Origin of the sequence: Mucilaginibacter sp. 22184 (assembly GCF_052045695.1) — a bacterium.
Taxonomy (GTDB): Bacteria; Bacteroidota; Bacteroidia; order Sphingobacteriales; family Sphingobacteriaceae; genus Mucilaginibacter.
Genome location: NZ_JBQEPI010000001.1, coordinates 859,296 through 882,054 on the forward strand (window position 1 = coordinate 859,296; position 22,759 = coordinate 882,054).

Consider the following 22,759-nt stretch of genomic DNA (forward strand, 5'->3'; position numbering starts at 1 on the left):
TCTGCAAATTGTTTCTTTAACAAACGCAAATCAACGGCCTGTTTTCATAAATTTGCCATAATATTATGATAATTACCAAAGAACAAGTTTTACAAGCCCTGGGCAATGTGGAAGAGCCGGATCTGAAAAAGGACCTGGTTACCTTGAACATGATACAGGATATTCATATAGATGGCAACAACGTTAGCTTTTCGGTGATACTAACCACGCCGGCCTGCCCGCTGAAAGCAATGATAGAAAATGCATGCCGTAACGCTATCAGTCACTTTATAAGCAAAGAGGCTGTGGTGAGCATTAACATGACCTCGAGGGTTACATCGCAAAAAAATACCGGCGTTCCCGGTGTTAAAAATATTATAGCGGTAGCATCTGGCAAAGGAGGTGTTGGTAAATCAACCGTGGCTGCAAACCTGGCATTGGGATTGGCTAAAGCCGGAGCTAAGGTAGGCTTAATCGATGCAGATATTTATGGCCCATCTGTCCCTATTATGTTCGGACTGGAAGGGGCCCGCCCGCAAGCCAGCGAGGTTAATGGCAAAACACGTATTGAGCCGATTGAAAAATATGGTATCAAACTGTTGTCCATCGGCTTTTTTACCGATCCAAATCAGCCCGTACCATGGCGCGGGCCGATGGTATCAACCGCGGTAAAACAACTATTTAATGATGCCGACTGGGGCGAACTGGATTATTTAGTGATAGACCTGCCGCCAGGAACCGGCGATATACATATTACGGTTACACAAACCTTCCCGGTTACAGGAGCGGTAATTGTAACTACGCCGCAAAACGTGGCATTGGCCGACGCTAAAAAGGGGATAGGCATGTTTTTAATGCCGGCCATAAATGTGCCGATACTAGGCGTGGTCGAAAACATGTCGTACTTTACACCTGCCGAATTGCCGGAGAATAAATATTATATTTTTGGTAAGGGTGGCGGGCAAAAACTGGCCGCGCAACTGGATGTACCATTTTTAGGTGAAATTCCGTTAGTAAAGGGTATAAGCGACTCTGGCGATGCGGGCAAGCCAACCATACTGGAAGAAGATGGGGTAATGACCCAGGCATTTTTAGAGATGGCCCGCCGCGTGGCGCAGCAGGTAGCTATTTCAAACGCGAAAGCTGTTGGTTCATTAGTTCAATAATTCAAGGTTTATTGGTGCCTTGTCATTAATTAGGTAAGATTACATGGTTAAGACCAATGAACTAATAAACTGATGAACAAATAAACAAATTGTTGTAACTTTACTTTATATTATAATTTAGTTAAAATGAGTTTATTAAGTCAAGTAGAGACAGCCTTAGATACCATCCGCCCGTATTTGGAGGCTGATGGCGGGAATGTTTCGATTGAGGAGATCACCCCAGAAGGTGTAGTTAAATTAAAATTGTTAGGTTCATGCGGGTCATGCCCCATGAGCATCATGACGCTTAAAGCTGGCATTGAACAGGCTATTAAAAAAGCTGTTCCGGAAGTGACCGGGATTGAGGCTATCAACCTGACAGACATTGACGACCCTAACGCGGTGCTTCCTGAAAATTTGAGATAATGTTAAGTATTGTTAAAATGCCAGCCTTATTTACGGCATTAACGTACTTTTGTTAAAGTTTTGAAACTTTTTCCGGGCATAGCCTGTAATATATCCGGGGAGGGTGATTGGTATATGAAATATCTGATAGCCATATTATTTTTATTTGCATCAATTGGCGCCTTTGCACAAAAACATGACGACAGGCCCGTTGTGCAGTTTACGGGTGTTGTACATAACGCCGATAGTGCCAGTGTGATCGTTCCTTATGTTACCATTACTAATACTTCGGCGCATAATTCGGCAGGGCAATCAAACTATAAAGGTTACTTTTCATTTGTAGTTCACGAGCAGGATACCCTGCGCTTTACCTGCGTTGGATACGGACCTGTAACGGTTGTTATACCTTCCAATGTGCCTAATAAAAGCTATACCCTGCAAGTTAACCTGAAAGCACAGATCATTAATCTGCCTACGTTCCATGTGTTCCCATGGGCTACTACAGATGAGTTTAAGAAAGACTTTTTAGCTGTAAAACTGGCCGATGATGACCTGGAGATAGCGCGTAAAAATATTAACCGTACCACCTTAGTTGCTTTAGGAAACGTATTGCCCCGTGATGCCCAGGAAATACAATCGGCTACCGCCCAAAGCATGCATAACACCATCCTGAATTCGCATTCACTAACACCAAACCCATTACTTAATCCGTTTGCCTGGGGAAGCCTGGTTAAACAGATAACCGATGCGGATAATAAGAGCAGTAATTAATTCTGAAGCTCAGAGTTTGAAGTCATAAGTATTTTTATAGGCAAAGTCTTTATAGGCTCGGAAACATATCCGTTTCTTGACTTAGAATAAAAGACCCCAGACTTACGATTTAAACTATCGTCCCTTTTTAACAGCAGGGAATTTCATTTTGTAGTCAACGTCAACCATGCCTTTTGAAATATCGTTCAGTTTTTTCTCGATGAGACGTTTGCGCAGCGGACTTAGCTTGTCGGTAAACAATTTACCTTCAATATGGTCATACTCATGCTGTATCACGCGCGCAGCAAGACCTTTGAAGCTTTCTTCGTGATGCTTCCATTCTTCGTCATAATAAGATAGTTTTACAACGGGTTTGCGGTATACATCCTCCCTGATATCGGGTATGCTCAGGCAGCCCTCATTAAAGCCCCATTCTTCGCCGGTTTCTTCTAATATGGTAGCGTTGATGAATACTTTTTTAAAGTCTTTCAAATCAGGCTCATCATCGCTAAAAACAGAAGCGTCAACCACAAATAATCGCATAGACATGCCCACTTGAGGGGCTGCTAAGCCAACACCGTGCGCGGCGTACATGGTTTCAAACATGTTTTCAACCAATTCTTTGATATGAGGGTACTCGTCTGGTTCAATGGCTGTTGCTTTTTTCCTTAAAACAGGATCTCCGTAGGCGATGATAGGATACTTCATTTTACAAAAATACAGGATTATTCTTATTTAGGTTCAAATTTCAGTGTAATTAGCTTGTCAATATCAAAAATTTCGTTGCTTATTTCTAATAATTGATCGGCTGTAACGGCATTTATTTTGGCAAAAACATCTTCCAGTGTATCAATATGATTAAAATCGAGCAAACTTTTTGCCATTGATATAATCAGGCTCATGCGGTTTTCCTCGGCCAGGGCAATCTGCCCTATAAATTTTTCTTTGGCCTGGTGCAGCTGCAGTGTACCTAGCTTTTGCTCTCGCAGTTTTTTTAATTCTTTGTGTACCAGGCGCGATGCTTTGTCGGCTTTCTCGGCATCGGTGCCAAAATAAATAGAAAAAATACCGGTATCGGTAAGCGTAGTATAGTTCGACTCAATAGTGTAGGCAATACCATACTTTTCGCGGATCTCCAGGTTCAACCGGCTGCTCATACCCATGCCTCCCAGCAAGTTATTAAGCAGTAATAAACCACTTTTGTGCTGATGTGAGGAGGAATAGGCCTGGTTACCAATAATACAATGCGTTTGCGATATCGGTTTTTTAACAATATGAATGCCATTTTGATTGGCCTGCGGAACTATCCTGTTTTTTTGAGGATGATGCGCAGGGATAGCCCCGAAGTATTTTTCGGATAACTTGATGATCTTTTTAAAATCATAATTGCCATGAACGGCAAATATCATTTCGGAGGTGCTGTAATTGGCCCGGATAAAGGCCCGGATATCATCGCCGTTCATCCGCCCAACAGATTCGGTTGTACCTAAAATGTTGTTGCCGAGGGTGTGGCCTTTAAAAAGGAGTTCTTCAAAATCGTCCTGTATGGCTTCTTCCGGCTGATCGAGGTAGGAGGCTATCTCATCCAGGATCACACCTTTTTCTTTTTCCTGCTCATCCTCTGGAAAGGTGGAGTGGAACAGGATATCCTCAAACAGGTCCATCGAGCGCTCCAGATGCTGGTTAAGCAACGACGCGTGTATACAGGTGTACTCTTTGGTGGTATAGGCATTCAGATCGGCTCCCACCAGTTCCAGGCGGTTTAAAATTTGATTGGTATTGCGCCTTTCGGTTTCTTTAAACAGCAGGTGTTCAATGAAATGCGCGAGGCCCTCCTGTTGCGGAGCCTCATCGCGCGAGCCGGCATTTATAATAAAACAGCAATGGGTTATGGCAAAGGGGGCATGTTTATATAATATGCGGATGCCATTGGGTAAAGTGTATGCCTGGTAGTCGATCATGGATGGCAAAGATACATTATATGCGGTATAATTATTTTGATGCTATTGTAAGCGATTTATACTATTTTAGGGCAAAAATCGTAATGCGTATGTACCTGCTCAGCATACCATAGTTAGAAATGCCCCAAACATTAAAGTAATCCCCCTCGTATGAAAATTAAAATTGCCGATCTCGAATTTGAACCCCTCATTAGCGAAAAAGTAATAGTTGAACGCACTAAAGCCATTGGTCAGCAATTAAATGCCGATTATCAGAACAGTATCCCGGTATTTGTTGGCGTACTGAACGGCAGTTTTTTATTTATAGCCGACCTGATCAAAGAAATTGATCGCCCATGCGAAATTGCCTTTACTAAACTGGCCTCGTACTATGGTGGCACTACCAGCAAGCTGAAGATCCGCGATGATATTGATTTGATCATGGATATTAAAGACCGTGATGTAGTAATTATTGAGGATATTGTGGATACCGGCAATACTCTGCATTACCTCATTGATAAACTAAAACAACGTAACCCTGCATCCATAGCTGTATGCTCTTTATTACTAAAGCCGGAGGCATTACTTAGCCCTATTGAGGAGCTGAAATATGTAGGTTTTGAGATCGAGAATGAGTTTGTTGTAGGTTATGGCCTGGATTACCAGGAAATGGGTAGAAATTTGAGAGATATTTATAAGAAAATATAGCCCCAACGTCATTGCGAGGTACGAAGCAATCCCTAACGTTACAGAGCGACTTTGCATATTTGCCCTGCTAATCGGGGATTGCCACGCTGCGCTCGCAATGGCGATTGTTATAGAAATGGGTGCCTAATCAACCCCAACCATGCCCGCAATCTCACTCAGGAACAACACGGCCTGATCAATACTGTTTACACCTTCAATGCTGAGGCGCAGGGTGTTTTTTACTTCTTTGAGGTTGGTACGACGCATGTTTGATTGCACAAAAGTGAGCACATTGCGGAAGGCGTCTGTCTCGAAATATGCCGATTGCTGGTCGCTGATAAAATAGCCGCGCAATACATTCTTTTTTAGGGAGATCTTTTCAAAGCCAATAGCTTTGCCCAGCCATTGCATACGCATGGTGTTCAACAAGTCGTTAACCTGCGGCGGTACTTTGCCAAAGCGGTCGTGTAATTGTTGTTGAAACGCTGCCAGTTCCACCTCATTTTCCAGTTTGGATAGCTCGGTGTACAGGTTATAACGTTCGGATATATTGGTTACATACTCATCGGGGATCAGGATCTCCAGGTCGGTATCAATTTGGGTAAAAGCGATAAACGGACGCGGTTTTTCGTCGGGGAAAACGCCTTTAAATTCATCGTCCTTGAGTTCTTGTATGGCTTCGTCCAATATCTTATGATACATATCAAACCCGATCTCGGCAATAAAGCCGCTTTGCTCGGCGCCCAGCAGGTTGCCGCTGCCCCGGATGTCCAGATCGCGCATGGCCACGTTAAAACCACTGCCCAGGTCACTGAACTCTTCAATCGCACTCAGGCGTTTGCGGGCTTCGCTGGTTAAGGTAGACAATGGCGGACTTAGCAAATAGCAATACGCCTTTTTATTGCTCCGCCCTACACGGCCACGCATCTGGTGCAGATCGCTCAGGCCAAACATGTGAGCGTAATTGATGATGATGGTATTGGCATTCGGGATATCCAGGCCGGCTTCAATAATGGTAGTGGCCACCAATACATCATACTCGTGGTTCACAAATTTCAGCATCACATCTTCCAGCGCGTCACCTTCTAACTGTCCGTGGGCAATACCCACACGGGCCTTAGGCACCAGCTTGTGGATCATACCACCCAGTTGCGGGAGATCGGCCACGCGATTATGGATAAAGAATACCTGTCCGCCACGTTCCAGCTCAAACTCTACCGCTTCTTTGATCAGCGTATCGTTAAACACATGCAACTCTGTAACTACGGGCTGCCTGTTGGGCGGTGGTGTGGAGATGATGGAAAGATCACGTGCCCCCATCAACGAGAAATGAAGCGTACGCGGAATAGGCGTGGCGGTAAGCGTTAACGTATCCACGTTGGCACGCATTTGTTTCAGTTTTTCTTTGGTTGATACGCCGAATTTTTGCTCCTCGTCGATGATCATCAGCCCCAGGTCCTTAAATTTCACATCCTTGCTCACCAGCCGATGTGTACCGATGATGATATCCACCTTGCCTTCTTTCAGCTTCTCTAAAGTATCCTTGATCTGCCGGCTGGTTTTAAACCGGTTGATATAATCAATATTAGCCGGGAAGCCTTTGAGCCTGTCTGTAAATGTTTTGTAGTGCTGTGCCGCTAAAATGGTGGTTGGTACCAATATAGCCACCTGTTTGCTATCGGCTACGGCCTTAAATGCCGCGCGAACGGCAACCTCGGTTTTGCCAAAGCCTACATCTCCGCAAATGAGACGGTCCATCGGGTGCGGCGATTCCATGTCCTTTTTAAAGTCGGCGGTGGCTTTTTCCTGGTCTGGCGTATCCTCGTAAAGGAAGGAGGCTTCCAGCTCGGTTTGCAGGTAACTATCGGGCGAAAAGGCATTACCCTGCTGGGCCTTACGCAGAGCGTAAAGCTTGATCAGATCGCGGGCTATGTCCTTAACTTTTTTTTTTGTTGTTTTCTTCAAACGCTCCCAGGTATCGGTGCCCAGCTTGTTCATCTTAGGCACCGTGCCCTCTTTACCGCTGTATTTAGATATGCGGTTAAGCGAGTTGATGTTTACATACAGCAGATCATTATCGGCATAAATCAGGCGGATCATCTCTTGCTGTTTGCCGTTAACCTCCACCTTTTCCAGGCCTGCGTATTTGCCTATACCGTGGTCAATATGGGTAACGTAGTCGCCGGGTTTCAGGTCGCGCAGTTCTTTCAATGTGATCGCCTGCGAGCGCTGGTAACCTTTTTTGAGCTTGTATTTATAGTAGCGGTCAAATATCTGGTGATCGGTATAGCAGGCCAGTTTTTGTTCATGGTCTACAAAACCTTCACGGATAGAAACGCTGATGGGGGTGAACTTTACGGTTTTATCCAGATCATCCAGAATTGCATATAAACGCTCTACCTGCCGGGCCGAGTCGGTGAGGATAAAATTCTCGATCTTATCGGCCTCGTTGTTTTTAAAATTGTGAATCAGCAGCGTAAAATCCTTATTGAAAGATGGCTGCGGCCGCATATCAAAATTGATAGACGTCGTAGGCTGATAGAAAAACTGTTTGCCAAATTCTACCACAGGGAAATCAAATAGCTGATCGGCTATCAGTTTCTCGTCGGTGAAACCAAATTTAGGGTCTATCCATTCGGGGTTCTGCGTTTTTTCTTCAGCAGATAGGGCCTTCCATAGGTTTACCGCCTTTTTAAAGCCGGTTTGGATAATGTCAAGCGTAAACTGTACGTCTTTGATCCATACCTGGGTGCCGGGTTCCACATATTCCAGCAGGGAAATATTGCTTTCGGTTAAAAACTTGGATTGTACATTGGGTACAATGGTGATGCTTTTAACCTGCTCAACAGACAACTGGCTTTCAATCTCGAATGTACGGATCGACTCAATAAAATCGCCAAAGAACTCTACCCGGTAAGGGAGGTTATGCGAAAACGAGAAGATATCAACAATACCCCCGCGAACAGAGAATTGCCCGGGCTCGTACACAAAATCAACCCGGTCAAAATCATACTCAATTAAAAACTCGTTAATAAACTCAATGCTCAGCTTGCTGCCAACGGCTATTTCGAGCGTGTTTTTTTCGAGCGATGAGCGGTCGATTACTTTTTCGGCAAGGGCCTCGGGGTAGGTTACGATCAATTGACCAAACTCGGTAGAGTGGTTAAGCTCATTCAGTACCTCGGCGCGTGCCAGTACATTGCTGCTATCGGGTTGGGTAAATTCAAAGGGCTTGCGGTAGGAGGAAGGGAAAAGCAGAGCTTCCTTACCGGTAAGGTTTTCCAGGTCGGCCTGAAAATAACCGGCTTCTTCCCGATCGGGCAGTACAAATACCATGTGTTTGTGCTGCAAAAAATACAAAGCTACCGCCATGGCCGAATCACTTGATCCGACTAAACCACGTAGCTGTATCCTTGGATTTTTGGAAGCGTTTAGCGCAGTTGCCAACGCTTTTATCCTGTCATCAGCTTTATATCTGTCTAAAATATCACGGATGTTCAAAACTGCGCAAATATACGGAAAAAGATGATAGGACTTTTGGGGACTATTGGATTTTAGGAATAGGAGACTTTTAGCGTATATGACTTTGGAATTATAAGGTTTTGGGGATTACAGTTCAATCATACTAAGGTCCAACGATCCAATCATATCACAGTCCATAGTCCTTACTCCAAAAAACTTTGTTCCAAAATGAAACAATCTCTATGAATTATTACTTTTTAATAGTAAATTGAATAAACTTATCATTATAACCTACCTATTGTTTTAACCTAATTTTATAACCATGAAGAATGCAATTATTTGGGGTATTGTCATTGGCGTATTAAGTGGAGCTTGGATGTTTGTGATGCACGGTTCGGGCATCTCACCAACCGACGAAAAGGTGGCCACACTGGAGTACTTTTCATTTCTGATTCCGGCCCTTGGGTTACTTATAGGGATCTACAACTATCGTAAAAACGACTGTAAAGGACAGATGGGCTTTTTGGAAGCCTTGATACAAAGTTTTAAAATATTAATTGCAGGAGGTATTGTAACCATTTTTGCCACCATATTATATTTTAGCTATGCGCATGTATCTATGAGCAACGTAATGGAGGCCTCGTCGGGCCGCATATTCGGGGCTTTGTTGGTGGGCGTATTACTGGCCTTTGCCGTATCTTTGTTGTATCATAACAAAGCGAACAAGGTTGATTAAAAGGCTCTTTTCAAAATATTTTGAACTGTTTTTCTGGGTAGCGGCTATGCTTGCCCTGGCTTTTAGTACGCCGGGCGCTGAATCGCATTTTACACTGTGCCCCTTAAAACTGATGGGCTTTAAATGGTGCCCTGGCTGCGGACTGGGACATTCCATCATTTACTTGTTCCACGGCGATATCCCCAATTCCTTTCACGCCCATTGGCTGGGCATCCCTGCCGTGGTCGTTATTTTTCACCGGATTTATGTTTTGAGCGTAACTCGTGTTACGCGGTTCGGGGAGCGGGATTCGGGTTTTTAAGAAGGAGTAGCATAAAAACATCGTACAACGCATAAGTCCTGAACCTCGATCCTCGCTCCATGATCCCGGCTCTATATTTTCACCGCCAAAACTTCCCCGCTCACCGACATGTTCCTGCTGCTAACCAGTTTTCCATAGGCTCGTTTTGCTTATCGTAATACCTTTATATCATCAAACAAACGATAACCTTAAACGCTACGAAAATGAACACTTACCCAAATCCATATATGATGTTTGAAGGTATTACTCCCGAAGAGTTTTCCTTTTTACAACAGGCATTAGCCTCATTAACCGAAGATCAGCAACGGTATTTTATAGGTATTTATGGCAACAAAAGAAGAAACCCACAGGATATTCTGCTGGCCACGCTGCTTGGATTCCTGGGCGTATCGGGAGTACAACGCTTTATGACCGACCAGATAGGCATGGGCCTGGTTTACTTTTTTACCGGTGGCTTTTGCCTTATCGGTACTGTTGTAGACCTGATCAACTATAAAAACATAGCCACCGATTACAACAAACAAATGGCTATCGAAAGCTTCAACATTGCTAAAATGAGCAACTAAACAAGCCCTTCGGGGATGATAGTTTCACTATATATATATATCAAAAAAAATCCACCTTCTGTTACGGGGTGGATTTTTTTGTTTGTTCATTGGTTAATTGACCATAGTCGATAGTCCATGGACCATGGTCTATCGACCATTGACTGCCTTATCTCTCACAGCCTTAAATTCCGAATGCGGTTTCCAGCCGGGAAAGGTGGTTTCGTTACTGAGTTTGGTGCCTATACGGTAAAGGATATCAGCAATCTGGGCCATGCCGGTAGCGTCCATATCGGCACTGTAATTATCAGCCGGTTGGTGATAGCGCTGCGAGTTATATTCCTTTTGCTTGTCTTCGCCGTAAGTAGCTCCCTGTGTTTTGCTGATGCTGCCATTGTTAATATCCAGTGCCGGAACACCCAGTTTGGCAAAATTAAAATGATCAGACCGGTAATAGCTGCCCGCGCCCGGGTGACGGTCGCCTACGGTGGTGAGGCCATCCTCTTTGGCTATATCGGCCACATAATCTTCCAGATCGTTTTGACCCTTGCCGGTGATAGCGATGTCTTTGGTTTCGCCATAGCTGCCCAGGGCGTCCATGTTCAGATCGGCAATGGTTTTGTTGAGCGGATAAACGGGATGAGTGGCATAATACTCCGAGCCCAGTAAACCCTGTTCTTCGGCAGTTACCGCTAAAAATACAATGGAGCGTTTGGGTTTTTCTTTGGCCTGTTGAAATGCTTTGGCTACGCTGATGATAGCGGCTACACCACTGGCATTGTCAACAGCGCCGTTATAAATGCTGTCGCCTTTGGCATCGGGTTTGCCAATGCCCAGGTGATCCCAGTGAGCGGTATACAAAATATACTCACCTGGCGATGTACTGCCTTTGATGGTGCCAATAACATTATGCGAGGTTGAATATTTAAGCTTATTGTTGATAGTTAAAGAAACTGAGCGGTTAAGCGGAACAGCCTTAAAGCTTTTGCTGCGGGCAATAGCGCGCAGATCGCCGGTGATACCGGCATCAGCAAATAGTTTTTTAGCGGCGTCTTCCGTGATCCAGCCTTCCACCTTGCAGCGGGACATATGTTTGTCTGCCTGGGTAAGGTAAAGTTTAGCGCCCGAATTACTGTTGGATACCACTTCCCAGCCATAACTGGCAGGCTCGGTTTGGTGCACAATGATCACGCCGGCGGCACCCTGGCGGGCGGCTTCTTCAAATTTGTAGGTCCAGCGGCCGTAATAGGTCATAGTATCGCCTTTAAATATGGTAGGATCGCCGCTTTTAAAGCCGGGATCATTCACCAGCACAACTACGGTTTTGCCTTTTACATCCAGCCCGGCATAATCATTCCAGTGAAACTCGGGGGCGACAATACCGTAGCCGGCGAAAACAAGCGGCGAGTTTTTAAGTTGTACCGAATCAACCTCGCGGCGGCTAAAGGTTACAAAATCCGTGAGTTTATGCAGGCTCATTGGCGATTTAGCACCGCTGATCTCCATGGTTTCGGATGGTTGGCTGGTGATCTCCACCATGGGCACATCCTGTAAATAACCACCGTTATTGCCGGGTTCTAATCCGGCTTTTTTAAATTCCGATGAGATATAAGCTATGGCTTTGTTTTCACCGGGAGTAAAAGGCTTGCGCCCTAACAGTGAATCATTGGCCAGCACCGCGATGTGCGATTTGATCTCGTCGGGAGTTATGGCTTTGAGGGATTCCTGATCTTCCTTTTTATTTTGACTGCAGGCAGCAATCAATATGCTGCCGCTTAACCCCAGCAGGTAATGGTATTTGTTCTTCATATGTGTAAACGTGTTTATCCCAAATGTAGTTAAAGGAAATGCTTAGTGCAAGCAAAGACATACTCTGATAATAACAAAAAGCGGCTTCTTCAGGGCCGCTTTTATTGTTATTTGTCGGTACTATATAAAAATGTCAGGCAATCTGCTTTACTTGATAGGTAGCCTGGTCTTCTATTTTCTTGATCGCCTCAACGGTTTTCAGAAACGAATCGGGAGTTATGGAGATACTGTCGATGCCTTCTTCCACCAAAAACTGGGCAAAGTCGGGATAATCTGATGGTCCCTGGCCGCAGATACCCACCTTAATGCCGGCCTTTTTCGCTGCCCTGATCAATTGTGAGATCATCATTTTTACCGCTTCATTGCGTTCGTTATAGATCTCCGCTACCAGAGCCGAGTCACGGTCGAGCCCAAGCACCAGTTGGGTGAGGTCGTTTGATCCGATAGAGAACCCGTCAATATACCGGGCAAACTGATCGGCCAGGATCACGTTGGATGGAACTTCAGCCATCAGGTATACTTCCAAGCCGTTTTCGCCGCGAACCAGGCCATATTCCTTCATGGTTTCGTAAACCCGCAGCAACTCGTTGATGGTGCGACAAAAAGGGATCATTACCACCACATTTTTGAGTCCCATGGTTTCGCGCACTTTTTTGATGGCGCGGCATTCCATACCAAATGCTTCCTTATAAGCAGCAGAGTAATAGCGGGAAGCTCCCCGCCAGCCAATCATTGGGTTTTCCTCAGATGGTTCAAAATAACTGCCGCCGGGCATGCTGGCATACTCGTTGGTTTTAAAATCAGAGAACCGTACAATCACTTTATGCGGATAAAAAGCCGAAGCTATTTTACCAATCCCGAAGGAGAGCTTGTCTATAAAATAAGTTTGCTCATCGGCATAACCCTTAATGGTATCTTCAATCAGCGCGGTAAGGGCCTCGTCTTTCAGCTCCCGGTGTTGTAGCAAGGCCTGCGGGTGTATTTTAATATAATTGCTGATGATAAACTCCTCGCGCGCCAGGCCAACACCACGATGCGGATAACCGGCCAGCTTAAACGCGATATCTGGCGAGGCCACATTCATCATGATGGGGGTATCAACAGATGGGAGCGTACTCAGATCATACTCCTGTATTTTAAACGGAATATCTCCGGCATAGATGTAGCCGTTTTCGCCCTCGGCGCAGGATACGGTTACCTGCATACCTGTGCTCAATAATTCGGTAGCATTGCCACAGCCCACAATGGCCGGTACGCCCAACTCGCGTGCCACAATAGCGGCATGACAGGTACGCCCGCCTTTATTGGTGACTATAGCCGCCGCCTTTTTCATCAAGGGTTCCCAGTCGGGGTCGGTCATGTCGGTTACCAATACATCGCCTGGCTTAAAGTTCAGTTGCGCCAGGGAAACGGTATCTACGTTGTCCAATAAGTGTACCTTTCCGGATGCTATCTTGTCGCCAACGGCAATACCCTGTAATAGCAATTGCGTGCTCTTGGCTTTGACATCCATGGTAAATACCTGCAGGGTTTGCTGCGCTTTGCGTGAGTGAATGGTTTCGGGCCGGGCCTGTACAATGTAAAGCTGTCTGGTTTCGCCATCAACTGCCCATTCCACATCCATGGGGCACCAGCGGCCTTTAAGCGCGGTGTAGTAATTTTCGATGGCAACCACCCAACTGGCCAGTTGCAGGGCCATATCATCAGTTAGGCAAAAATGTGCCTTTTCGGGTTCGGTAGTAGGCACTACTTTTACACGCGGCTCATTAGCTTCGCCATAAACCATCTTACTATCCTTAGTGCCTAATTTTTTTTCGATTAAAGGGCGCAGACCCGGTTTGCCCAGCAACGGTTTAAATATGGTAAACTCATCGGGCTTTACGGCTCCCTGAACAACCATTTCGCCCAGGCCGAAGGCGCCGTTGATCACCACCATGTCTTTAAATCCACTCTCTGTATCAAGCGAAAAAGCTACGCCGGAGGCGCCGATATCCGAACGCACCATTTTTTGTACACAAACCGAAAGCCCGATACGGAAATGATCGTACCCAAAGCTTTTGCGGTAACTAATAGCCCGATCGGTAAACAGCGATGCAAAACAATCACGTATGGCATTCAGCAGATCATCGGTGCCGGTTATATTTAAATAAGTATCCTGTTGTCCGGCGAAAGAAGCATCGGGCAGATCTTCGGCAGTTGCAGATGATCGGACGGCCACATCAACATCTGTTTTATCATAGTAGGCGCATAAGGCGGTATAAGCACCGGCAATTTGCGTTTTGATATCTTCAGGAAATTTTCCATCGCGGATAAGTCCGCGGATAGTGCCACCGCATTTTTTAAGTTGTTCCAGATCATCCACATTGGTTTGGGCGATGATGGTGCTGATAAACACATCGAGCTTATTGTATTTTATGAAGCTATAGTAAGCATCGGCAACCACAATAAACCCAAAGGGAATGTCGATACCCAATAGTTTCAAATTTTGAAGCATTTCGCCAAGCGACGCATTTTTGCCGCCTACGCGGTCGATATCATTAATGCCAGCCTCGTTGAGTTGCAAAATATAGTTTGTTGTTTCCATCGCTGAATAATTTTGAATTAGTGGGTTAGTGAATTAGTGATTTTTTACATGCCTGGTGTGTCTTAAAAAATCGGGACTAATTCATTTGCATTTTTTTTCTACAAAACTATCGGATAGCTCATTTGGAAACAGGAGGTTTTATACAATAAATAATACTATATTAACCAATTATATCTATTTTTGATATAAAACAGTGTACATAATATAATTTATATAATTGAATTAGGGTTTTAGAGCAAGGAGCAAAGATCAGTATGAGCGATAAAAAATCAATAATTCACTAAATCACTAATTCAATAATTACCAATGCGTGCGCGGTTAAAAAAGTTGAGTACACCGGCTAACCAGTCGTTTAGTTTGGAGCTTACCGGGCATTATCATTCTTATAATGAATTGCATTATCACCCCGAAATTGAGCTCATTTATATTATGGAAGGGCGTGGCGTGCTGCTGGTAGGCGATAAAATAGAACCTGTTGCCGCCGGCGATCTGTTGATGCTGGGAGGAAATCTGCCGCATTTATTCCGGTTTGATACCCATACCTTTGAATATCCTTTGCAAAAGCAGGGGAGGATAAAGCTGCCGGTACAATTGCTTACCCTGCATTTTAACCCCGATATATTTGGCGCGCAGTTTATCAGCCTGCCCGAAAATGAATACCTGCGCATAGTGATACGCCGGGCCGCGAACGTGCTCGCGTTTCAAGGCAGTCTGCGCACGCGATTAAAAGTTTTGTTGAGTCAGTTACTTAGCGCCACAGCCAGTGAACGCATACCTTTATTGATGCAATTACTGGCGCCCATAGCCAATGAAAAGGAATATCGCCCTATAAATCCGCAGATACAGCAGCATACCTTTAACGCGGGTGATGAAACCCGGCTCACCAAAATTTACCTATACACGCTGAATAATTTTCACCGGGTGATCACCCTAAAAGAGATATCGGCTGTTATTTACATGAGCCCGAATGCTTTTTGCCGGTATTTTAAATCGCGGGTGCAGAAAAGCTATTTTGATTTTTTACTGGAAGTGCGCATTAATAATGCCTGCAAACTACTGAAAGAGACGGACTATAGCATGGTGATCATCAGTTACGAATCGGGTTTCTCCAACCTTTCCAATTTTAACCGGCATTTTAAAGCGATTACCGGGAAGAAGCCTTTGGCGGTTAGGAAGGAGTTTCGGCAGTATTTGTAGAAGGGGGCGAGTTTAATTAACAACGTCATTGCGAGCGTGGCAATCACTAACTATACAGAGCGGCTCTGCAAATAGGGGATTGCCACGCTACGCTCGCAATGACGCGTGGAGTATGGGAGTATAAGTTTAGGACGATGCTTTAATCAATCCACTCAAATTTAGTATATGGTACCAGTACCTCCGGTATCCGGATGCCTTTTTCGGTTTGATTGTTTTCCAACAGGGTAGCCACAATACGGGGTAATGCCAGGGCGCTGCCGTTAAGCGTATGAGCCAGCTGGGTTTTACCTTCGGTATTGCGGAAACGCAATTTAAGGCGATTGCTCTGGAAGGTTTCAAAGTTGGATACGGATGATACTTCCAGCCAGCGTTGCTGCGCGGCGCTCCAGGTTTCCATATCATAGGTTAAGGCAGATGCAAAACCCATATCGCCACCGCAAAGGCGCAGTACGCGGTAAGGCAAACCTAGTTTTTGCAGCAGGCCCTGTACATGGGCGCTCATCTGTTCCAAAACCTCGTAAGAGCGGTCGGGTTGTACCACCTGAACGATCTCTACCTTATCAAACTGGTGCAAACGGTTCAGTCCGCGTACGTGTGCGCCGTATGAACCAGCCTCGCGACGGAAGCATGGCGTATGCCCGCAGTTTTTTACCGGCAGGTCTTCGCCCTTCAGTATCACATCGCGGTACAGGTTGGTGATGGGCACTTCGGCAGTTGGTATCAGGTATAAGTTATCAACACCAACATGATACATCTGTCCTTCCTTATCCGGCAGTTGCCCGGTGCCAAATCCCGATGCTTCGTTTACCATCAGGGGTACGCTTACTTCGCTGTAGCCTGCTTTTTCGGCTTCGTCAATGAAGAAATTGATCAAAGCGCGTTGCAGTTTAGCGCCTTTATTTTTATATACCGGGAAACCGGCACCGGTTATTTTAACACCCAGTTCAAAGTCGATCAGGTTATATTTAGCGGCCAGTTCCCAATGCGGCAGGGCATCGGCAGGCAGCGTGGGTTTTGAGCCGTTTTCCAGCACCACTTCGTTTTCTTCGGGGGTTAAGCCTTTGGGCACAGAGCTGTGGGGCAGGTTAGGCAACAGAACCTGCTTTTGATATAGTTCTTCTTCAATAAAAGCCAGCTGCTCGCTTAGCTTTTTGATATCCTCTTTCCATGCGCCGGTTTTGGCTTTGATGGTTTCTGCTTCGTCTTTTTTACCCGCGCGCATCAGGTCGCCAATTTGTTTGGCGGCTGAATTGGCCTCGGCCGAAACGTTATCCATACTGGTTTGTGTTTGACGGCGTTTATCGTCTAACTGAATTATTTCATCAACCAGCTCGGTCTGTTTAAAATTTTTTACAGCCAAACGTTCTAAAACCTGTTCCCGGTTATCGCGGATATAACTAACTTGCAGCATTATTTTATTTTTAGGCAAAGATATAATTAGTTCATAGTTTATGGTTCATAGTTCATGGTTTTTCGTTTATGGTTCATAGTTGATTTGCAAAAACCATGAACTATTATCCATGAACCATGATCCCTAACCATGAACTATGAACCATCAACCATGAACGAAAAAGGTAAACTTTACTTAGTACCCACCCCAATTGGCAACCTGGAGGATATTACCTTGAGGGCCATACGTGTTTTGAAGGAGGCCGACCTGATACTGGCCGAGGATACGCGTACGTCGGCGCCATTGCTCAAGCATTTCGATATTCATCAGAAAGTGTTTTCGCATCATCAGCATAACGAGCATCAATCATCTAACGAGATCGTGAAATTTTTGCTGGAAGGGAAAAATATCGCCCTGATATCTGATGCTGGAACACCAGCCATATCCGATCCGGGTTTTTACCTGGTTCGTGAGGCGTTGAAGTTTGATATCGCGGTAGAATGCCTGCCTGGTGCTACAGCTTTTGTGCCTGCACTGGTAAATTCTGGTTTCCCTACAGATAAGTTTTGTTTCGAAGGTTTTTTGCCGCTGAAAAAAGGCAGGCAAACGCGTTATAAATTTTTGGCTGCCGAGGAGCGTACGATCATACTGTATGAATCGCCGCACCGTTTACTGAAAACACTGGACGAAATGGCGACTTATTTTGGGGCCGATCGCCAGTTATCCGTATCGCGCGAGCTTACCAAAATGTTCGAAGAAACTGTTCGCGGTACCGTAATCGAGGTAAAGCAATATTATGAAACACACCCTGCAAAAGGGGAGTTTGTGATCTGTGTGGCCGGTGCCGAAGCCAAAACATCAAAGAATAAATATAAAGACGACGAAGAGGAATAAAAACAGGGACTGTCACCCTGAGCCTGTCGAAGGACGCGCGCAGAGGCCTGCCCACCATGCTTCGACGGGCTCAGCATGACAGCCTGGGAAAGCAAATAAAAATAAAAAACATATCATTGCGAGGCACGAAGCCTCACCCAACCCTCTCCAAAGGAGAGGGCTTTAAAATGCTTTTTTGAAGTCTCCCTTTTTTGGGGAGATTTAGAGGGGGCTCTTGCTTCGCACCTCGCAATGACGATTGGGATATATTAAACAAATGAAAAAAAACCTTCCTTTAGCCATACTTTCCGGATTGTTGCTGTGGATAGCCTGGCCGCCTACACCTTATACTACCTTTTTGCTGTTTATTGGTTTTGTGCCGATGTTGCTGGCGATAGAAAACATTATTCAATCAACCTCAGCCAAAAAAGGGAAACAAGTATTCACCCTGGCTTTTATCGGCTTTTTTATCTGGAATACAGCCTCCGTTTACTGGGTGTACAATGCCCTGAAAATGGTGGGCGAACTGGTGGCTATTCCCATTACGCTGATCCCATACGCACTGGGGCCATTGCTGATGGCTTTGGCTTGCTGGCTGTATTACCGCTTAAGGTTAGTAACCGGCCGGGGCTGGAGTTTGGCAGGCCTGGTTTGCCTGTGGATAGGCTACGAATACCTGCACCAGAGCTGGGATCTGAATTTCCCGTGGATGACTTTGGGTAACGGCTTTGCGGTGAGCCACCAATGGATACAATGGTATGAGTATACGGGTGTTTATGGCGGTACTATTTGGGTATGGGTAGTAAACATACTGGCGTTTTTAATTTATATAGGCTTACGCGAAGCACAGGCAAAAAAGCTACGCTTGAAATTAATCAGTGCATTTGTGCTGACTATTCTGCTGCCGATCAGCTTTTCGTTATACACCTATTATAACTATACCGAACAGAAAAACCCATCGAATGTGGTGGCGGTTCAGCCCAATATCGATCCTTATGAAAAGGAGGGGAGTATCCCCGCCAATCTGCAGATCGATATCATGATCCACCTGTCGCGAAGTGTAGCCCAGCCGAATACCGAGTTTTTTTTATGGCCCGAAACCGCCATTCCGGAGTATATGAACGAGGATGGCATCAACAGTAATATTTACTTTAAACAGGCCCAATATTTTTTACGCAAATACAAAAACAGCACCCTGATTACCGGGGGTGAAACCTACCGGTTTTATAATAACAGGGCGACCCCAACAGCCAGTCCTACACAACAGCCTGGTGTATTCGCGGATAATTTTAGTTCGGCACTGGCTATTGAAAATAGCGGCAATGTACAGATCTATCATAAATCGAGACTGGTACCAGGGGCAGAATCGCTGCCATTTGGGAATGCGTTATCCTTTTTAAAACCTGTATTTGAACATTTGGGTGGTGCTACGGGGGCTTATGGCAGCCAGCCTGATGCGGGTGTTTTTTACTCACAAAGTGGTATCGGTGCCGATCCGGTGATTTGTTTCGAATCTATCTGGGGCGAATATGTGGCGCGTTCGGTACGCAAAGGCGCCCAGTTTATCACTGTTATTACCAACGATGGCTGGTGGGAAAATACATCGGGTAAAGATCAGCACCTGGATTATGCCAAGCTGCGGGCCATTGAAACCCGGCGCTGGGTGGCGCGTTCGGCCAATACCGGTATCTCGGCTTTCATCAACCAGCGCGGCGACATTGTACAGCAAACCAAATGGTGGACACAAGCTGCCATAAAACAGGATATCAACCTTAACTCCGAACTGACCTTTTATGTAGAGCATGGCGATTATCTGCCTAAAGCCGGGAGCTTTATTGCTGTTTTGCTGATTGGGTTTGTGGTGGTGAAAGGGAGGTTTAGGAAGAAGGCGGTGGCAGCGGTTTAAAGCAGTCTTTTTAAAAAGTTTGTCATCCTGAGTGGAGCGAAGGATCTATTTGCCGGTAGGCATGGCGTATACCCGCTCTTGGCCGCGGGAGGGCCAGTTACTTTTGTCGCCACAAAAGTAACCAAAAAGGCTGTCAGCAGAAATGCTTCTGTGCGCTCATGGCCTTTGCCCTGCAAATCAGGCAGAACCAGGGCTGCTAACCCTTACCTCCACTTCGTTCGCGCATTATCCCACGCTTCAGGCAAGGTTCGCTATGCCCTTGCAGCCGCACCGCCCACCATTGTTCTGCCCGCTTTCGCCCGAAGCTTATCTGCTGACGGGAAAAGGAAGAAAATAGTAAGTACATAATTTGGGCAAGCTACTAATATGCCAATCCGTTTGATGGGCACCAATAAAGTAATGAGCCACTGAACCACTGAACAAAGATGCTACTCCTCGTTTCTCTTCAAAATAAAAGCCATCAGATCATTGATCGGTTGTTTGATCACCTTGCCGGTTTTTACACCCTGCTGATGGCAAAGCGTAGTTAATTCCTCCGCAAAAAAATAAGCGATGGACCCTACAAAATGACATTTATAGCGGTGATATTCCGGGTACGATTTGATGTTGCTGTCAATAAATTCCAATAAACCTTTTTCCAGCAGTTCCTGCCCGTATGGTGTGGTTTTTATTTCGCTTACAAAACGCGAGAACGAGGCCAGGTAGGTATTGGCATTGGGCCGTTGATATACGTTCTTGATCACGATTTCTTTATTCAAGCCGTAGGCTTTGTTAAATGCCTCGTTGATATCGGCGGGCATGTTGCCGTACAGAAAATCGGTGATGAGGGCTTTGCCAAACCAGGTGCCCGAGCCTTCGTCGCCCAAAACAAAACCCAGGCCATGCTGCCCGTCGTGTATGTTTTCCCCGTCGAAATACGAGATGTTTGACCCCGTGCCCATTACACAGCAAATGCCTTTTTCGTGCCCGCAGGTGGCATAAGCGCAGCCTAAAAGGTCGCTGTCGACACTTACAAAGGCTTTGGTGAACAACTGGCTGATAGCGTTTGAAACGATCTCATGCCTGTCTGGACTGGAGCAACCGGCTCCGAAAAAATATATTTCGGCAATATCATTGGCATAGGCTACCATATCTGGCGCCTGGTCCTGTATTATTTTAGCTATTTCTTTTTCGGTTAAAAAGTATGGGTTTAAGCCGGCGGTTTTGAATGATATTGGTTCCTGCTGTGGGATACTGAGCAACCAATCTGTTTTTGAAGATCCGCTATCGGCAACTAAGATCATGGACAAATTTCTTCGAGCGCTTTAATGGTTAATGGCTTATGTATAAATTGGGTAATATACTTGTTTCCTACCGACTCTTTCATATCTGTTGGGTCAAGGGAGGAGGAAAGCATAAATATTTTAATATCTTTTTTATTGATCGATAACTTATCGTATTCCTGTAAAAACTCAAAACCGCTCATCAAAGGCATACGCACATCTAAAAAGATAACATCGGGTTTTATTGTGCCTTCCCGGAGCGAATTAATGGCTTCGGCAGGCGATTGTCTTACGATGATCTGCTCGGCAAAGTTACTATTCTCCAAAATCCTGCGTGTTACAAAGTTGTCGATGTAGTTATCATCGATCAACAAGCATGTTTTGTAGGGGGTTAACATCGTGTTCCAAAAATAGCTTTTTAAAGCAAATTAAGAAACATACCCCATAAATAAATACTTATTAGTACTTAATTAATATTAATACTGCTGGTTATCTGTTTTAAAGTTACCTCCGCGAGTTTTGATTGATACTGAGCGGCAAAGAACTTGGATTGTGCATCCAGGTAATTGCGCTGGGCTTCTCTTATCTCTAAAGGTGTAATATTACCAAGCTTATATTTTTCTAATGATATATCCAGGTTCTTTTTAGCTATAGTTACGTTGGCCTGCCCGAGTTTGATCAGATCAAGTCCCGACAGGTAGCTTACAAAAAAGTTATTGATCTGCGCTTCTACATTCAGCCGGGTTTGTTTGGCGCTGATATTGGCGTTATCGATCTGTATTTTGGCGTTCTTTTCGCGGCGGTTCTGGTTAAAGCCGTCAAATATATTGATGCTGGCTGTTAACCCATAGTTTAAACCATGCACGTTTTGCGACAGCGTAAAACCCGCCGGTGTTTTGCTGTTGGAAAAAGTATAGCCCGAGGTTAAACCCACCTGCGGATACCGTGTTGAGCGCACCTGCTTCAGGTTAATTTCGGCCAGGCGCTTGTTGATCTGTGCCGATAAAATGGCTGGGTTTTGCAACTGCGCGCTGTTGATGATCTCGGCAAGGGTTAGCTTATCATCAATCAGGATGGTATCGCCTACCGCGAAATCGGTTTGCAGATCGCGGATCAGGAGCTGGTTAAGTTGTATTTTGATTGCTTTAAACTGTTGGTATTGTGTAACCAGGTTGGCTGTATCGGTATTGAGGTTAACCTGCGCGTTCAACACATCCAGGCCCGATGCCCTGCCAACCTTGTACTTGTCGTTAGCATAACGCAGCTGTGTGCGCGAAATATCTATGGCCCCTTTGAGTGCTTTGATCTGCTCGTTTTGGTTGATGAGGTCATAGTAAGTAGTGATCACATTGGCTACGGTAGTTTGAATGGTATCCTTGAGCCGGATAGCGCTTAAGGTATCAACGGTTTTTAACTGATCATAGGTGGCAAACATATTAAAACCATCAAAAATGGTCCAGTTAAGATTTACGCCATAACTATTATTGGAGTTATGGGCGTTGATATTATTCACCGTGCCATCGTTACGCGTTTGCTTGGTGTTTTGCCTGCTGGCATTTGTAGCAAAGTTGCCCGTAAGCTGCGGTAAAACACCCGCGTTGCCCAGGGTAACATTATTAGCGGCAATGGTTGAGTTGTTTTGCGACAGCTTGATATTATAGTTGTTTTTAAGCGCGATCTCCACGGCCTCTTTCAGCGTAAGCAAAGGCGCATCCTGTGCCCAGGCCGTTATGCTAATAACTATGCTGCAAAAAATAAGGAAAACTATTTTTTTAATCATCATAAGGG

20 protein-coding genes are annotated in these 22,759 nt (G+C 45.3%); 11 read left to right on the plus strand and 9 right to left on the minus strand.

All coding sequences use genetic code 11. From position 1 onward, the window contains the following. Positions 1 to 65: 65 nt before the first annotated feature. From ACTJKG_RS03650 to ACTJKG_RS03660, 3 genes are all read left to right on the plus strand, one after another. Complete coding sequence (locus tag ACTJKG_RS03650) at positions 66 to 1,145, plus strand: Mrp/NBP35 family ATP-binding protein (protein ID WP_440738386.1); 1,080 nt, start codon at positions 66 to 68, stop codon at positions 1,143 to 1,145. 126 nt (positions 1,146 to 1,271) lie between these two features. Then, entirely contained in the window at positions 1,272 to 1,550 is a 279-nt protein-coding gene (locus tag ACTJKG_RS03655; protein WP_166095485.1) for a NifU family protein, read from the plus strand. A 60-nt stretch (positions 1,551 to 1,610) separates the two neighbouring features. Next, entirely contained in the window at positions 1,611 to 2,300 is a 690-nt protein-coding gene (locus tag ACTJKG_RS03660) for a hypothetical protein (protein ID WP_440738387.1), read from the plus strand. 114 nt (positions 2,301 to 2,414) lie between these two features. Here the strand turns inward: ACTJKG_RS03660 and def are convergent, their stop codons facing one another. After that, complete coding sequence (def, locus tag ACTJKG_RS03665; RefSeq protein WP_172334193.1) at positions 2,415 to 2,987, minus strand: peptide deformylase; 573 nt, start codon at positions 2,985 to 2,987, stop codon at positions 2,415 to 2,417. 23 nt (positions 2,988 to 3,010) lie between these two features. Next, the gene (locus ACTJKG_RS03670) at positions 3,011 to 4,237 is read right to left on the minus strand and encodes a M16 family metallopeptidase (protein WP_172334444.1); all 1,227 of its coding nucleotides are present in this window, start codon (positions 4,235 to 4,237) and stop codon (positions 3,011 to 3,013) included. 153 nt (positions 4,238 to 4,390) lie between these two features. Between ACTJKG_RS03670 and hpt the strand changes: the two genes are divergently transcribed. Beyond that, positions 4,391 to 4,927, plus strand: a complete 537-nt coding sequence (hpt, locus tag ACTJKG_RS03675) for a hypoxanthine phosphoribosyltransferase (RefSeq protein WP_440738388.1) — start codon at positions 4,391 to 4,393, stop codon at positions 4,925 to 4,927. A 123-nt stretch (positions 4,928 to 5,050) separates the two neighbouring features. Here hpt and mfd read toward each other — a convergent pair whose 3' ends face one another. After that, positions 5,051 to 8,407, minus strand: a complete 3,357-nt coding sequence (mfd, locus tag ACTJKG_RS03680; protein WP_440738389.1) for a transcription-repair coupling factor — start codon at positions 8,405 to 8,407, stop codon at positions 5,051 to 5,053. 283 nt (positions 8,408 to 8,690) lie between these two features. On the opposite strand from mfd, the gene ACTJKG_RS03685 reads away from it, so the two are divergent. From ACTJKG_RS03685 to ACTJKG_RS03695, 3 genes are all read left to right on the plus strand, one after another. Further along, a complete protein-coding gene (locus ACTJKG_RS03685; protein ID WP_172334190.1) occupies positions 8,691 to 9,104 on the plus strand; it encodes a DUF4199 domain-containing protein in 414 nt (137 codons plus the stop codon). Next, positions 9,097 to 9,405: a DUF2752 domain-containing protein gene (locus ACTJKG_RS03690; protein ID WP_253952180.1), complete on the plus strand. Its 309-nt coding sequence runs from the start codon at positions 9,097 to 9,099 to the stop codon at positions 9,403 to 9,405. The genes ACTJKG_RS03685 and ACTJKG_RS03690 overlap by 8 nt, the downstream gene beginning before the upstream one ends. A 203-nt stretch (positions 9,406 to 9,608) precedes the next feature. After that, positions 9,609 to 9,971, plus strand: coding sequence for a TM2 domain-containing protein (locus tag ACTJKG_RS03695; RefSeq protein WP_172334189.1), 363 nt, complete (start codon positions 9,609 to 9,611; stop codon positions 9,969 to 9,971). A 129-nt stretch (positions 9,972 to 10,100) separates the two neighbouring features. Here the strand turns inward: ACTJKG_RS03695 and ACTJKG_RS03700 are convergent, their stop codons facing one another. Then, on the minus strand, positions 10,101 to 11,759 hold the full coding sequence (locus tag ACTJKG_RS03700; RefSeq protein WP_172334188.1) for a M28 family metallopeptidase: 1,659 nt from the start codon (positions 11,757 to 11,759) through the stop codon (positions 10,101 to 10,103). Between the two features lie 133 nt (positions 11,760 to 11,892). Then, complete coding sequence (gene ppsA / locus ACTJKG_RS03705) at positions 11,893 to 14,343, minus strand: phosphoenolpyruvate synthase (RefSeq protein WP_440738390.1); 2,451 nt, start codon at positions 14,341 to 14,343, stop codon at positions 11,893 to 11,895. A 306-nt stretch (positions 14,344 to 14,649) separates the two neighbouring features. Here ppsA and ACTJKG_RS03710 point away from each other — a divergent pair, with 306 nt between their 5' ends. After that, entirely contained in the window at positions 14,650 to 15,540 is an 891-nt protein-coding gene (locus tag ACTJKG_RS03710) for a helix-turn-helix domain-containing protein (protein WP_440738391.1), read from the plus strand. Between the two features lie 139 nt (positions 15,541 to 15,679). Here the strand turns inward: ACTJKG_RS03710 and serS are convergent, their stop codons facing one another. Continuing rightward, positions 15,680 to 16,951, minus strand: a complete 1,272-nt coding sequence (gene serS, locus ACTJKG_RS03715) for a serine--tRNA ligase (RefSeq protein WP_440738392.1) — start codon at positions 16,949 to 16,951, stop codon at positions 15,680 to 15,682. 129 nt (positions 16,952 to 17,080) lie between these two features. On the opposite strand from serS, the gene rsmI reads away from it, so the two are divergent. The 3 genes from rsmI (at position 17,081) to ACTJKG_RS03730 (ending at position 20,046) form a co-directional block, all read left to right on the plus strand. Continuing rightward, positions 17,081 to 17,824, plus strand: a complete 744-nt coding sequence (gene rsmI / locus ACTJKG_RS03720; RefSeq protein ID WP_172334184.1) for a 16S rRNA (cytidine(1402)-2'-O)-methyltransferase — start codon at positions 17,081 to 17,083, stop codon at positions 17,822 to 17,824. 256 nt (positions 17,825 to 18,080) lie between these two features. Next, positions 18,081 to 19,709, plus strand: a complete 1,629-nt coding sequence (lnt, locus tag ACTJKG_RS03725) for an apolipoprotein N-acyltransferase (RefSeq protein WP_440738393.1) — start codon at positions 18,081 to 18,083, stop codon at positions 19,707 to 19,709. Positions 19,710 to 19,851: 142 nt separating this feature from the next. Further along, positions 19,852 to 20,046, plus strand: coding sequence for a hypothetical protein (locus ACTJKG_RS03730; RefSeq protein ID WP_172334182.1), 195 nt, complete (start codon positions 19,852 to 19,854; stop codon positions 20,044 to 20,046). A gap of 91 nt (positions 20,047 to 20,137) precedes the next feature. On the opposite strand, the gene ACTJKG_RS03735 is transcribed toward ACTJKG_RS03730, so the two are convergent. The 3 genes from ACTJKG_RS03735 to ACTJKG_RS03745 all read right to left on the minus strand — a co-directional run bounded on the left by ACTJKG_RS03735 (position 20,138) and on the right by ACTJKG_RS03745 (position 22,754). Then, positions 20,138 to 20,992 carry a BadF/BadG/BcrA/BcrD ATPase family protein gene (locus ACTJKG_RS03735; protein WP_440738394.1) on the minus strand — a complete coding sequence of 285 codons (855 nt, stop codon included), beginning with the start codon at positions 20,990 to 20,992 and terminating at the stop codon, positions 20,138 to 20,140. Beyond that, the gene (locus ACTJKG_RS03740) at positions 20,989 to 21,342 is read right to left on the minus strand and encodes a response regulator (RefSeq protein WP_440738395.1); all 354 of its coding nucleotides are present in this window, start codon (positions 21,340 to 21,342) and stop codon (positions 20,989 to 20,991) included. The genes ACTJKG_RS03735 and ACTJKG_RS03740 overlap by 4 nt, the downstream gene beginning before the upstream one ends. A gap of 95 nt (positions 21,343 to 21,437) precedes the next feature. After that, positions 21,438 to 22,754 (minus strand): TolC family protein, encoded by a 1,317-nt coding sequence (locus ACTJKG_RS03745; protein ID WP_440738396.1) that lies wholly within the window; start codon positions 22,752 to 22,754, stop codon positions 21,438 to 21,440. Positions 22,755 to 22,759: the final 5 nt, after the last annotated feature.